11 protein-coding genes and 1 pseudogene are annotated in these 13849 nt (G+C 39.9%); 8 read left to right on the top strand and 4 right to left on the bottom strand.

Annotated features, from left to right (window positions below; genetic code table 11):
* The first annotated feature begins 7 nt into the window (after nucleotides 1–7).
* The 5 genes and pseudogenes from JCM15074_RS21055 to trhA all read left to right on the top strand — a co-directional run bounded on the left by JCM15074_RS21055 (nucleotide 8) and on the right by trhA (nucleotide 6003).
* A pseudogene (locus JCM15074_RS21055) lies at nucleotides 8–1513 on the top strand (inactive transglutaminase family protein).
* A gap of 2 nt (nucleotides 1514–1515) precedes the next feature.
* Nucleotides 1516–2460, top strand: a complete 945-nt coding sequence (locus JCM15074_RS05255) for an alpha-L-glutamate ligase-like protein (RefSeq protein ID WP_025820276.1) — start codon at nucleotides 1516–1518, stop codon at nucleotides 2458–2460.
* Complete coding sequence (locus tag JCM15074_RS05250; RefSeq protein WP_025820275.1) at nucleotides 2435–4147, top strand: M3 family metallopeptidase; 1713 nt, start codon at nucleotides 2435–2437, stop codon at nucleotides 4145–4147. The genes JCM15074_RS05255 and JCM15074_RS05250 overlap by 26 nt, the downstream gene beginning before the upstream one ends.
* Nucleotides 4122–5144, top strand: coding sequence for a DUF3541 domain-containing protein (locus JCM15074_RS05245; RefSeq protein WP_234400169.1), 1023 nt, complete (start codon nucleotides 4122–4124; stop codon nucleotides 5142–5144). Before JCM15074_RS05250 ends, JCM15074_RS05245 begins: the two co-directional genes overlap by 26 nt.
* A gap of 181 nt (nucleotides 5145–5325) precedes the next feature.
* The gene (gene trhA / locus JCM15074_RS05240) at nucleotides 5326–6003 is read left to right on the top strand and encodes a PAQR family membrane homeostasis protein TrhA (protein ID WP_025820273.1); all 678 of its coding nucleotides are present in this window, start codon (nucleotides 5326–5328) and stop codon (nucleotides 6001–6003) included.
* On the opposite strand, the gene JCM15074_RS05235 is transcribed toward trhA, so the two are convergent.
* The gene (locus tag JCM15074_RS05235; RefSeq protein WP_025820272.1) at nucleotides 5989–6471 is read right to left on the bottom strand and encodes a DTW domain-containing protein; all 483 of its coding nucleotides are present in this window, start codon (nucleotides 6469–6471) and stop codon (nucleotides 5989–5991) included. The genes trhA and JCM15074_RS05235 overlap by 15 nt on opposite strands.
* 59 nt (nucleotides 6472–6530) lie before the next feature.
* Entirely contained in the window at nucleotides 6531–7025 is a 495-nt protein-coding gene (gene def / locus JCM15074_RS05230) for a peptide deformylase (RefSeq protein ID WP_025820271.1), read from the bottom strand.
* 158 nt (nucleotides 7026–7183) lie between these two features.
* Between def and JCM15074_RS05225 the strand changes: the two genes are divergently transcribed.
* Together JCM15074_RS05225 and JCM15074_RS05220 are read left to right on the top strand one after the other, a co-directional pair.
* Nucleotides 7184–7528 (top strand): MGMT family protein, encoded by a 345-nt coding sequence (locus JCM15074_RS05225; RefSeq protein ID WP_025820270.1) that lies wholly within the window; start codon nucleotides 7184–7186, stop codon nucleotides 7526–7528.
* A gap of 10 nt (nucleotides 7529–7538) precedes the next feature.
* A complete protein-coding gene (locus JCM15074_RS05220; protein WP_373278874.1) occupies nucleotides 7539–8282 on the top strand; it encodes a DUF3108 domain-containing protein in 744 nt (247 codons plus the stop codon).
* On the opposite strand, the gene JCM15074_RS05215 is transcribed toward JCM15074_RS05220, so the two are convergent.
* Complete coding sequence (locus JCM15074_RS05215) at nucleotides 8271–9041, bottom strand: class II glutamine amidotransferase (RefSeq protein WP_025820268.1); 771 nt, start codon at nucleotides 9039–9041, stop codon at nucleotides 8271–8273. The genes JCM15074_RS05220 and JCM15074_RS05215 overlap by 12 nt on opposite strands.
* A gap of 239 nt (nucleotides 9042–9280) precedes the next feature.
* Here JCM15074_RS05215 and fadE point away from each other — a divergent pair, with 239 nt between their 5' ends.
* Complete coding sequence (gene fadE, locus JCM15074_RS05210; RefSeq protein WP_025820267.1) at nucleotides 9281–11740, top strand: acyl-CoA dehydrogenase FadE; 2460 nt, start codon at nucleotides 9281–9283, stop codon at nucleotides 11738–11740.
* A 48-nt stretch (nucleotides 11741–11788) separates the two neighbouring features.
* Here the strand turns inward: fadE and JCM15074_RS05205 are convergent, their stop codons facing one another.
* Nucleotides 11789–13603, bottom strand: a complete 1815-nt coding sequence (locus JCM15074_RS05205; RefSeq protein WP_025820266.1) for a cation:proton antiporter — start codon at nucleotides 13601–13603, stop codon at nucleotides 11789–11791.
* Nucleotides 13604–13849 lie beyond the last annotated feature (246 nt).

The following is a 13849-nucleotide window of genomic DNA, read 5'->3' as shown; positions in this document are numbered from 1 at the left end:
AGCGATAATGCAATCTAAAAGACCGTTTTATATCTTAGTTGCCCTATTATTTATTGTGGGTATTAGTGCCAGCATTTATCGTGGCATCGAACACAATGTGCCTTTTTTACCGGGTAAACAAGTTCAAAGCTGGGCAATTGATGCCAAAATTAGCTTCCAAGGTACAGGTGAGCCTGCTGAAATTTCATTTGCACTACCACAAGATCCAGCCTTTGAAATTTTAGCTGAAAATACCACCTCTCCAGGTTATGGATTAAGTATCACTGACGAACACCATGAGCGTCGCGCGGTATGGTCCACTCGAGAGGCTCAAGGTAAGCAAGATCTATACTATAAAGTCACCTTGATCCCAACCGGTCAAAGTGATTTAAATACCGATACTGTGCCAGCGACACCAGTCCCTTATATTTGGCCTGCCACTGAAAAAGTAGCAGCAGAGCAAGTTATTGCTGAAGTCTGGTCACGAAGTGCTTCTAATATCTCTTACGCTCAACAATTAATGAAAGCATTAACTGCGCAAGATCGTAGTCAAAATGTTGAGCTATTGCTGTCTTCAAATAAACCAAGCACTTTATTTATGAACATGCTGCATGCCAAAGGTATTCCTGCACGGATCGTAAATGGTTTATATCTAGAAGATCAGCGTCGTCATCAAGAATTAGTGCCTTTTGTTGAGGTTTACCAAGATAATCAATGGCATCTATTCAACCCAGCAACGGGTGAACAAGGCCGACCTGACAACCTACTATTATGGGAACGTGACGGTCAGTCGGTATTAGATGTGATTGGTGGTGTTAACTCACAAGCCAGTTTCTCTATGCTCCAAGATACTCGCTCTGCATTAGCGACTTCTATTGATTTAATAAAAAGTCAAAGTAAGTTTTGACTTCTCGTTGTATCAATTGCCTATTGAAGAACAAAGTTTATTCAAAGGTATCTTATTAATCCCAATCGGTGTGTTAGTTGTAGTATTCCTGCGAGTCATTGTAGGTCTTAAAACATCTGGTACCTTTATGCCAGTGCTAATTGCACTCGCTTTTATTCAAACGACCCTACTTACAGGTTTAGTTGGCTTCTTACTGATTGTCTCTTTTGGTTGATGATCCGCTCTTATCTATCACGGCTTAACCTCTTGCTCATATCACGAATATCAGCAGTAATTATTGTGGTTATCGGTATTATTGGCCTGTTTACTGTGTTGTCTTATAAATTTGGTTTAAGTGAAGGTTTAACCATTACTTTCTTCCCAATGATTATTTTGGCATGGACAATTGAGCGTATGTCGATTTTATGGGAAGAGGAAGGTGCTAAAGAAGTCGTCGTACAAGGTGGTGGCAGCCTATTTGTAGCAACACTGGCTTACTTAGCCATGAGTACTAGCTGGATTCAATATTGGGTATTTAACTTCTTAGGTATTCACTTGGTGATTTTAGCCATGGTACTACTCATGGGCCAATATACAGGCTACCGTTTACTGGAACTAAAACGCTTCAAGCCTTTGGCGGGAGAGTAAATATGATGTTTGCTCTGCCTTCGCAATTACGTCGTAATGGCGTGTTAAATATGAACAAACGTAATATTGATTATATTTCACGCTATAACCCACGTAAATTCTATAAACGCGTTGACGACAAGCTAACCACAAAACAGTTAGCGTTAGACAATAATATTGCAGTACCTGATCTAATTGGTGTCATACATGAGCAACATCAAATTGCATCAATTACGCTAATGGTACGAGGCCGGACGGGTTTTGTGATTAAACCGTCTAAGGGCTCTGGTGGTAAAGGGATTCTGGTTATTACGAAAGTTGTAGATGACCGTTATTTCAAACCAAATGGTAATGAAGTTACCCCGTCAGAACTTGATCGCCACGTTTCAAATATTCTCAGTGGTTTATTCTCATTAGGCGGTAAACCTGATGTTGCTATTGTTGAAGGATTAATTGAGTTTGACCCTGTATTTGATGGCTATAGCTATGAAGGCGTACCCGATATCCGTCTTATCGTCTTTAAAGGCTATCCCGTCATGGGGATGTTACGACTATCAACCAGTGCCTCTGATGGCAAGGCCAACTTACATCAGGGGGCGGTTGGTGTTGGTGTTGATATTGCGACAGGTAAAGGCTTGCATGCGGTGCAGTTTGACAGCCCAATTGAATTTCACCCAGACACAGGTAAGAAGCTAATTGACATAGTCGTCCCCCACTGGGATACATTATTACATACCGCGTCTAAAGCTTATGAAATGTGTGAAATGGGCTATTTAGGCACAGATATGGTACTTGACCAGTCAAAAGGCCCTTTACTATTAGAGCTAAATGCAAGACCCGGACTGGCAATCCAAATCGCCAATGGCAAAGGTCTATTACCTCGTCTACAACATGTTGAATCGATTAAAGGTCCAACCGCAACAGTGGAAGAACGCGTAGCTTATGCTAAAGCGAATTTTGCTGGCTAGCTGTTTTAGCTTAATCAACATCTCAGCCCAAGCGGAGCCTATCTCTCCCCTTGGGCTGTTTACCGAGCAATGTTTGTCGTTTGCGCCAAAGTTAACGGCTCTATTTGATGTCAATAACAGCATCGAAATTCAAGCACAGCAACTAGAACAGACCCTCATTGGCTTACACAATCTCAATGATAGAATTAGCTATTATCGTAGTTTGTCTCTGTCTCTGCCCCAACAAGAAGGTTTATTACAATGCCAACTGCATATTGCAGATGAAATGGCCGATGTCTTAAATTCAAATGGACTACAACAGTTCATTGCTAATGGTCGCAATAACCGTAACCGTGACATCAATAAACTAGCTCAGCGCTGGCTGCAACTGACACAATTAAAATTCGACCAAACTCAAAAATCCCAGTTACATACATCTCAAGCAACGACCAAACAAAATCTCAATAATCAAGATCTCAGCTTAACCTTTAATAATCCCCAATGTCGCATTGAAAATAGTAATAATAAAGCCCAAGCATTTGATCAAAATATTGCCTTATATTTACTTAAACAAACCAATGCGGATTGTCGTCGTCAGGTATGGTTAGCGTTTCAAGCTCGCGCTGTAGTTAAAAATAAACAACCAATAGAAAATATTATTAATTTGCGACAACAGCATGCTAAACAAACAGGCTTTGCCAACTTTGCTATACAACAATTAAGCATGCAGCAACTCAATACTCCTGAGCTGGTACAACAGTTTCTGGACAGCCAAACCCATAAATTAACCACGACACCATGGGACATAGGCCAAGATATAAAAGCATTGAGTCACCCTAAATTTAAACTTAATCAACACCAGCTACTTAATAGCAGCCAACAACTCTTAAATAATTTTGGACTCTCATTTGAACAGGTGACGAATCATACACTGCGGGTTTACCTTGATCAGCGCCTATTAGGCAATATTAGCTTATTTGATAGTAATAAAATTCGCATGGCTAAGCTTAAGCAAACCGTTGTAGGTGTGCAATTTGGTCAAATTGCACTGTCTTTGCCTAAACAATTTAAACATGGACGACAGATTGAACAATATAGTGACGCTCTTGCTCAAGCCATTGTTAGCTTAGCGCGAGGTGGGCATTATTATCTCAATAACAGTTTAGGTGATACACAAGATTCGAGTCACATTGCAGAGCTGTGGCTCAGTCAATATATCAATTATCAGTTACAACAAGAGTACCAACTGCCTAACAATCCTCGATTAGCCTATATCCAAGCTTATCAACAACAATTAAACGTTTTTAGAGCTAAAGTTGCACTTAACGTTTATCAAAACTTACCCGATTACATACTTGAAGCCGCATTTAGACAAAGTTTTTCTGGCACTTGGCCAATGCCCCAAGCCTATCGTTATAGTTATAATGCGATCGCATTCGATGGCCCACTTTTTTATCAAGCTCTATGGCAACAAGCATTAGCAGATCTGTTGTTTCAACATAGTCAACAATGCCACGACGCTTTACGTTTTTTTACATTACTGATCGTCAATGAACAACAAGACTCCCTCACTACGCAATTACAACAATTACTTGGCGGAAATATCACACCAGCATCGCTTATCAGGAGGATTACTCATGCGCAGCATAAATACCCTATCACTTGCCCTGTTAACCACATTAATGAGCGCTACAGTTCAAGCAAATGATACCGAGGTTGTTTATCATGGGATTAAGCAAAATTTAGAGCAGCATTTATATCAGCTGCCACCGCGAATACAAGGCCATTATGGTATAAGAATGTACCGTATGACAGGTGATGCACAATATGCCAATGCTGCTTTAATCGACTTATATGCGGTAACGAATGCACAGCAATTTTATGCATGCCAAATCAATACGCCGGGCTTTATTACTAAGCAATCACAACTGACGATTTCGCAGCTTGGTAAAGGCCCTAGAGCAAAAGCACGTAAAAAAGCACTCGCCCCCTTTCCTGAATTTATCTTTGCAAGTGATCTACTGCTTCGATATGCCAGCCGAATTAATGAGTTTGATTTAACTGGCCCATGTAACGAGCAGATGTTGGCCTATTTAAAAAAGACTGATTTAACCAAGCCATTAACTGATCCTGCCATGATCAAAGCCTGGGCGGCGCAGCTGATTAATTATGTCTATTGGGCCAAACAACTTGGTGTAGGTGACTATATTGAACAATATACGCAAGCCTTTAAAAAAACCTATCCAAGTCAAGAAGATAACCAGCTAACTAAAGCCCAATTTAGAAATAAGCTTTATGGCATGACTCACTTTGTATTTGCCGCCAGTGAATATTACCAACAGCCTGTAGATGCAAAACAGTTCGCATGGATTTTAGATTATTTTGAACAAAATATTGACCGCATATTAGCAGATGCCACCGATGATATTGTGGCAGAGGTTGGTATTAGTTTCTTGCTTGCCAATCAAGCAGACAACCCCGTTGTCGCTAAAACTCAGGCATTTATCACTAACTCATATGATCCTAATATCCGTTTTATCCCCTCTCCTAGAGGCAATCCAAGTTTAGCCATGGGAGAACATCGAAATGTATTAGCGATGATGTTACTCAATTGGCCAGAAAAACTGCATCAAGGACCGCTACTTGGTGAGCTTAAAGCCACTAAAAACAACTTGCCAAAGGATGTTGAGAGAAAACAACAGTAACCCAAATACTCTAAAAAGTTTACACGCAAATAAATTAAATATCATAACTCATTGATAAAAACACTGAATAATGCGACAACGTATACCCACACCAATTTAAGCTTACAGCTGTACGCTTATTGGTGCATTGTTAATTATTAACTGATATGCTGACCGTAATTAAGAGTTTAAGGATTTTAAAATGTCAGTTGTTCCTGTCAAACAACCCATCGATATACACTGTAAAATGTGTACTTATACCGTTGCAGAAGAAATTGCTAATGCGGTGAGTCATGGTATTGGCGTGATCGCCGGTATTATCGGGTTAATCTTAATGTTGCAAAAAGGCATATCAAACCAGCTTAACGACATTCAACTTGCTGGTATTACGATTTATGGCTTAAGTATCATCACCCTATTTTTATGTTCAACGCTGTACCATAGTGCAACTAACCCAGCCTTAAAATACAAACTAAAAATTGCTGACCATTGTGCAATATATCTACTCATAGCTGGAACTTACACACCACTGATGCTGATTGCACTGAGCCAAACAAGTGCGACAGTGGTGCTTATTTCAATTTGGTCACTTGCCGTTATTGGCATTATATGCAAAACGCTTTTTATCCATAAATTCAAAAAAATGAGCCTAGTACTCTATCTCGGAATGGGCTGGTTATGTATTACGGTCATGCATGATTTAATTACACATATGAGTCAACTGGGCTTTTATCTGTTACTGATTGGCGGTCTGTTTTATAGTGCAGGTGTCATTTTTTACGTGGTTAAAAAAATCCCTTATAACCACGCAATCTGGCATTTATTTGTACTTGCAGGTGCAGTAAGCCATTTCTTATGTATTTATCTAACTGTTATTTAACGCTAAGAACGCACTTGCCAATTGCTGCGCTTGCGACTCTCTATGATCAAGCCGTAGCAATAACTCAATACATTCTGCGCTGCATAGTCCACCTTCAATTTGATTGCGTCTTTTACTATATGAAGAAGGCGTAATCTGGTTAAAACTACAAGTATTAGCTTGTTTCAAATAAGCACTTTGGCGATACATTTTTCGTGCTTCTTGCCAAGTTGCATCTAACAGCACAACCACCTCTGGTAGCTCAACAGCATCATCATCAAGCAACCGATGCGGAGTGATCTGTTCTGTCGTCTCAGGAAACAATAACCACGCCTTTTGTTCTGCAAAAGCCTTAACTAATTCAACATCAGGCTTAGTGCGAGACCACACTAGCTTACGACATATGTCAGGAAAGAGTTTCAATGCAAGTTGCCCGGTATTAGTAGGCCTGTCACACTCTCGCTCATGGGTTAATAAAATAATCTGCATCAAATTTCCATAAAAAAATACCCAGCTTAGCTGGGCATTTTATAACATCAGTCTTAATATTACTTACGCATCTTACGCACTTTATTCAGTGCCATTTGCTGTTTCATCATTGATAAGTGTTCGATAAACACTTTACCACGTAGATGATCAATTTCATGTTGTAGCACAATCGCTAAGAAATCATCAGTTTCAACTTCAACAGGATTACCTTCGCGGTCAAGTGCTGTCACTTTAACTTTTTCAAAACGTTTTACTTTTGAACGATAACCAGGAATTGATAAGCAGCCTTCCTCACCAATATACTCACCTGTAGCTTCAACGATTTCAGGGTTTATATAAGCCACTGGCGAATCACGTTCTTCAGATAAATCAATAATGATAATCGCGTGCTCACTGCCCACTTGAGTTGCCGCTAAACCAATGCCATCTTCAGTTACATACATGGTTTCAATTAAGTCGTCGATAAAGCCTTGAACAGCGGCTACATCTTCAACTGGTTTTGCTGGACGCTTTAAACGTTCATCAGGAATAGTTAAAATATCTAATACAGCCATGATGGCAATAACTCTCTTACTTAAATAATGGCTGCTATTATGACTGATTCATTTATAAATCGCTAATAGAGGTTATCGATTATTACAAGCGAATGGCTTAAACGCTTAAAAATGTTTCATACTTGATGGTATTACTTTTAATTGGAATAAAAAAATAAGTGAAAAAGATTGATAAACAAATATGTCACGTGGTCAAGCTGATCCCTTATGGCCAAGTTTCATCTTATGGCCGCATTGCTGATTTAGCGGGATTTCCGCGCCGAGCAAGACAAGTTTCTAAATCGTTACAGCACGCTAATCAAAATGGATTAACCGATATTCCGTGGCACCGAGTGGTTAATTCACAAGGCAAAATTGCTTTTCCTAAGCAACATCCATTATATTTAAAGCAGATTGCCTTATTAAAACAAGAAGGTATCAGCGTGAACCATGGCAAGGTGCAATTGTCTCAATACTTATGGCAAGCTGATATCGCGACACTTGTTCTTTCTTTACCTTATTAAGGAGTTTTCCTTGTTGATACGTTTTTTATCCGTTTGTATCGCCTCAATAAGCTTTATTGCTACTGCATCCGCCAATGAAGTTATTTCTGCTATCACGCCTCAAACTGCCACTTATGAAGTTGATTATGGCAGCATTAATTTAGGTGAAGCGACTTATAAGCTTACCCGTGACGGTAATCATTTCACCTACACCTTAGACAGTAAATTAAGTTTGCTTATTTTATCTGATGATCGCCAACTCAAAAGTGAATTTACCTTAGATGGTGATCACTTAAAACCACAGCGTTTTACTCAAAATAGACAAGGCACCGGCCGCGATTTCAGTGAACAAACTGCATTTGCTACAGCTCAGGGTAAAGTTTATACCCGCTATAAAGACGAACGAGGTGAGTATGATTACAGCCTGAATTTATTTGACCCTTTGATGGCACAATTGCAATTTAGACTGGATATGCAAGCTGATAAAAAAGATCTGCATTTTAAAATCATTAAAGAAAATGAAGTTGACGAGTATAAATTCAAAGTCATTGGTAAAGAACGTCTAACCATTGACAGTGGTACATATGACACCGTAAAAATTGAAGTTATACGCAAAAGTAAAAAGCGCCAAACCTTCTTTTGGATGGCACCTAAATTAGGTTATTTGCCCATTCGCTTAACTCATTATGAAAAAGGCAGCAAGCAACTTGATATCAAATTGCTTAGCTACCAATATCAGCAACCCCAACAAACAGCGGTGAGTCTACAACAATAAGCCTTGTTTAAATAAACACCATTGGCCCGGTGTTAAGATCTGCCACTGTTCATTATTGGTTAACGGTCTTGTTGCTATCACTGTCACCACGTCATTCGGCGTGGTTTCTTTTTGAAAATCTATCACCACATCGGTATCAATTAAGGTCGCTTTGCCAAAAGGCGCTTTACGGGTGATATAGCATAAGTTATTAGAGCAAAAACTTAATAAATACTCGCCATCGGTAATAATCATATTAAACACACCTAACGCTCTAATCTGTTCAGCTAAGGTCGCAATATAATTAAAAACAGCTTTCATATCAGTAGGTTTTTCATCACCAAACTGTTTTACAACACAATCTAAAATCCAACAAAATGCGGCTTCACTATCAGTATCGCCTACAGGATAAAAGCGGGTAGTAACAAACTTCTGTTCATAATCACTTAGTTGACCATTATGCGCATAGGTCCAATAACAACCCCATAATTCGCGAGTGAATGGATGGGTATTTTCTAAAGCGACCGCACCGCGATTAGCTTGACGGATATGACTTACCACCACTTCACTTTTAATCGGGTATGATTGGATTAATTGTGCCACCATCGATTCACAACTGGGTTTAGAATCTTTAAAGGTACGGCTGCCCTTCCCTTCATAAAAAGTAATCCCCCAACCATCAGTGTGAGGTCCTGTCACTCCGCCGCGCTGAGCTAGTCCAGTAAAACTAAAAACAATATCTGTTGGTACATTGGCGCTCATCGCCAGTAATTCGCACATTTATCAATCCTAATGGCTAAATAACTTACCTAATGTAATTAAGTCATTGATCTTCAATCTTGTTAACATATCACAAGCATTTTTTTAAACAATTGTTTGAAAATAACTTGTATTAACGCACACAAGCAGTTAACGTTTTTGTTACAGAGGTCTGACCACAAACTATACTTAATAATAACCTATGACAGTTTATCAGTATTTGTTACTGAATAGCTGCTGAAATAACAGGAGAACACATCGTGACCACCTTTATTTGGCTGATTGCCTTAATTAGTGTACTAGGCGCTGCTGCATATTTACGCGTTTCATTGATGAGTGCGACCTTATCAGCAGCTTTAGTTATGATCGTCGGGACCAGTCTAGACATTACTGGTTTCTTTTCATGGTTACTTTTTTTAGTGATCGCGCTACCACTTAACATGTCGCAAATACGTCAAACATATTTAACTAAACCTATGTTAAAAATGTACCGCAGTATTATGCCAGAAATGTCTTCAACAGAAAAAGAAGCCATCGAAGCAGGTACAACATGGTGGGAGGCGGATCTGTTTGCAGGTAACCCTAATTGGAACAAATTACATAATTACCCACAACCTCGTTTAACCGCTGAAGAGCAAGCCTTTCTTAATGGCCCAGTTGAACAAGCTTGCCAAATGGCCAATACTCATCAAATCTCTCATGAGCTTGCCGATCTACCAGATGAACTGTGGCAATTCCTAAAAGATAATGGCTTTTTTGCCATGATTATCAAAAAGAAATATGGTGGCCTAGCGTTTTCAGCCTATGCGCAATCCCGTGTATTACAAAAACTGGCTGGTGTTAGTAGCGAGCTAGCGGTAAGTGTTGGCGTACCTAACTCGTTAGGCCCTGGTGAATTATTACAACACTATGGTACAGCGGAACAGCAAGATCATTATCTACCACGTTTAGCAAAAGGACTTGAAGTCCCATGTTTTGCCTTAACGAGCCCAGAAGCCGGTAGTGATGCTGGCGCAATTCCAGATTTCGGTGTGGTTTGTTATGGTCAATGGCAAGGTGAAGAAGTTCTCGGCATGAAGCTTACGTGGAATAAGCGTTATATCACCCTCGCCCCCATTGCTACCGTATTGGGACTGGCATTTAAACTGCAAGATCCAGATAAACTGTTAGGCGATAAAAAAGAATTAGGGATCACCTGTGCATTAATCCCAACCGATACTGATGGGGTTAAAATTGGTCGTCGTCACTTCCCACTTAATTGTATGTTCCAAAATGGCCCAACCCAAGGTGATGAAGTATTTGTGCCACTCGATTTCATTATTGGTGGAGCAAAAATGGCAGGCCAAGGCTGGCGTATGCTGGTTGAGTGTTTGTCAGTTGGTCGCGGTATTACACTCCCGTCAAACTCTGCAGGCGGCATCAAAACAGCAGCAATGGCTACAGGTGCTTACTCACGTATTCGACGCCAATTTAAATTACCAATTGGTAAGTTAGAAGGTATTGAAGAGCCAATGGCTCGTATTGGTGGTAATGCTTACTTGATGGATGCGGTAACAACCTTAACCACAACAGGTATCGATTTAGGTGAAAAACCCTCGGTTATTTCAGCCATTGTTAAATATCATCTAACTGACCGTATGCAAAAATCGATTATTGATGCGATGGATATTCATGGCGGCAAAGGCGTTTGTTTAGGTGAAAACAATTACTTAGGCCGTGGTTACCAAGCAGCACCTATTGCCATTACCGTTGAAGGTGCCAATATCTTAACCCGCTCAATGATCATTTATGGCCAAGGTGCAATTCGTTGCCATCCCTATATTTTAGCGGAAATGGACTCCGCTTTTGATGATGATAAACGCCGCGGTTTGGAAGATTTTGATAGTGCAATTTGGGGCCACATTGGTTTTACCACCAGCAACTTAATGCGTAGCTTATGGCTTGGTATTACAGGCGCTCATCTGTCTAAATCACCTTATCAAGATAAAACCAAGCGTTATTACCAACAGATGAATCGCTTCAGTGCTAACCTCGCGTTATTGTCTGATATTGCAATGGCAACCCTAGGAGGAGACTTAAAGCGTAAAGAGCGTATTTCAGCGCGTTTAGGCGACTTGCTTAGCCAGCTTTATTTGGCTTCTGCAACATTGAAGCGTTTCCAAGATGAAGGTCGTCAAGCAGCGGACTTACCATTATTACAATGGGCCGTTGAAGATTCGCTGCATAAGTTGCAAACATCACTAGATGAGTTACTTGATAACTTCCCAGCCAAGCTTGGATTACTATTACGTCCAGTCATATTCCCGTTAGGTCGTCCTGTGACTCGTCCAAGCGATGAACTTGATCATAAAGTAGCTAAGATAATGCAAACGCCTTGTGCAAGCCGTGATCGCTTAGGCCAAGGCCAGTTCTTAAGCCCATGTGAAAACAACCCTGTCGGCATTCAGGAGCAAACATTATTGGATATTCTGGCAGCAGAGCCTTTATATGAAAAAGTCTGTAAAGCTGCTGATAAGAAGTTACCATTTATGTGGCTTGATAAAATTGCCCAACAAGGCCAAGAGCTTGGCGTACTGACTGATGCCGAAGTTGACCTACTGAAACGGGCCGAGATTGGTCGCATGAAATCAATTAACGTTGATGATTTTGACCATCAACAATTGATGCTCAAGTTAAACCACAGCCGAGTTCAGAACGAGCAGCCTAACCGTGAAATATAATAAAAGCCGATCAAATGATCGGCTTTTTTTATTTAGTCGCTTCGAAAATTATTTCTCTATTACAGCTTCAGAAATTTTATTTTCAACCTCTTCTGGGATCAAACTGATCAATTCAATCCCCGCAGGTAAAGTATCAACACCTGCAGTAATAATTCGCACCTTACCCTCCTGAATATAAAGTAAAGGCATCACATTATTGCCATAACGCTGCTTGAAATCTTCAAAACTAAAGTTTTCAGTGATGTTAGTACTCTTAATCACGCCACCTTTAGCCATTAAGCTTGCAAGTTTGGCGTAAGACACATTCTCCCCAAACAGACATAAACGACGACGATAGCTTTCTGAAACTTGATGACGTGCACTCGTGGTTTCAACGTTATTTAACGCATACACCTTCTCTTCACCAAAAGTTGCTTGGTAATGGAACGTCACCATAGGATTAAACTTCCGATATGGCGAAATAACCAGTAAACGACCAATACCAGTAAAGTCGATATTATTCTCAGCGTGTTCTGATGCTGGGTTACCAAAATAGACAGGAATATTATCCATTCGCGCTAAACGAATGTTATCCCAGTTATTATCAGCCAAGAGCACTTTGATGTTCTTGCTTAGCAACACTTTTGCCAATTCACGCGAAAACTGCGCAGCACCAAATATCATCACCCCTTGTGCTGATGCACTGGTCACTTTTAAGTACTTAGCCCATGGGCTGGCGGTTAAACTCTGAATGACTACCGTACCGATAATAATTAAAAATACTAATGGCACAATTTTATCAGCGCCGGCAATATGCAATGCTTCAAGTTTAATCGCGAATAGTGAAGAAACCGCCGCAGCAACAATACCTCGAGGGGCAATCCAACTTAAAAACCACTTATCTTCACGTGTCATTGAAGTACCATAAGCACTTAACCAAACACTAATAGGTCTAGCAACTAACATAACGACAGCAAGTAAAGCCAAACCTTGCCAACCGATATCTATCATTGCACTAGAATCTAAACGTGCCGCCAAAATAATAAACAGTGCTGAAATCAACAATACTGTCAGCGTTTCTTTAAATTCAATAATATCGGCAATGTCCACATCTCGCATGTTTGCCAGCCAAATGCCGACAATTGTCACCGTTAATAAACCTGACTCTTCCTGCAGCATATTAGATGCAACATAAACACCAAGCATTACGGTAAGTACCGCTGTATTACGTAAATAATGAGGCAATAAATTACGGCGTAATACTTCACCTATAAGTTGGCCAAATAAAGCACCAAAGCCTAAGCCGACTGCTAACATATAACCTAATGCATGAATCACATGAGAGGTTGGGTCTGCTGCTGAAGTAATATATTCAAATACAAGTACTGCTAAAATAGCGCCAATTGGATCGATAACAATCCCTTCCCAACGTAAAATACTCGCTAATTGTGCTTTAGGACGAATACTACGGAGCATAGGCACAATTACCGTCGGTCCGGTCACTACAACTAAAGCACCAAATAATAACGCCATAGACCAATCAAAACCGATAATATAATGACAAGCGCAACTAATAATGCCCCATGTCACAATGCAGCCTAAGCTGACAAGATGTGTCACCATTCGGCCGTGATCTTTAATCTCTTTGAAGTTAAGCGTTAATGCGCCTTCAAACAAAATGATCGCTACACCTAACGAAATAATAGGAAACAGTAAGTCACCAAAGATTTCATCTGGTTTTAAAACGCCGAATCCAGGACCTAGTAATAAACCACAAACTAGTAATGGTAAAATTGCAGGTGTTCTCAAACGCCAGCCTATCCATTGGCATACAAGAGACAAGACTCCGATTAATGCCAATGTTGCGGTGATCCGCTCAACCATAAACCCTATCCTTTTTAAAATATCTAAACTGTGTTTTTAAATTAGCCGATTATAATAAAGCTATTATTGATAACGCTGCTAATTAAATACTGACAAGTGATTAAAAATAGTCCGTCGCCATCATTTTAATTTCAAATTAAAAACTTACCAGTAAATTTATTTACTTAATAAAAACATACGCAACAACTAATACCTAACGCTAGGAAATTACTGTTAAATAAACTGGAGTTATAAAACTAAAGGTTT

It is taken from the genome of Shewanella marina JCM 15074 (assembly GCF_000614975.1).
GTDB lineage: Bacteria > Pseudomonadota > Gammaproteobacteria > Enterobacterales > Shewanellaceae > Shewanella > Shewanella marina.
Note: the sequence above shows the minus strand (reverse complement) of the source record. Positions and strands in the feature narration are given on the sequence as shown.

Bases quoted from the DNA above. Each gene is read 5' to 3' on its own strand.
- trhA (WP_025820273.1), top strand. From the start codon at position 5,326: ATGTCAGTTGTTCCTGTCAAACAACCCATCGATATACACTGTAAAATG.
- JCM15074_RS05205 (WP_025820266.1), bottom strand. From the start codon at position 13,603: ATGGTTGAGCGGATCACCGCAACATTGGCATTAATCGGAGTCTTGTCT.
- JCM15074_RS05245 (WP_234400169.1), top strand. From the start codon at position 4,122: ATGAGCGCTACAGTTCAAGCAAATGATACCGAGGTTGTTTATCATGGG.
- JCM15074_RS05255 (WP_025820276.1), top strand. From the start codon at position 1,516: ATGATGTTTGCTCTGCCTTCGCAATTACGTCGTAATGGCGTGTTAAAT.
- JCM15074_RS05250 (WP_025820275.1), top strand. From the start codon at position 2,435: ATGCTAAAGCGAATTTTGCTGGCTAGCTGTTTTAGCTTAATCAACATC.
- def (WP_025820271.1), bottom strand. From the start codon at position 7,025: ATGGCTGTATTAGATATTTTAACTATTCCTGATGAACGTTTAAAGCGT.
- JCM15074_RS05235 (WP_025820272.1), bottom strand. From the start codon at position 6,471: ATGCAGATTATTTTATTAACCCATGAGCGAGAGTGTGACAGGCCTACT.
- JCM15074_RS05215 (WP_025820268.1), bottom strand. From the start codon at position 9,041: ATGTGCGAATTACTGGCGATGAGCGCCAATGTACCAACAGATATTGTT.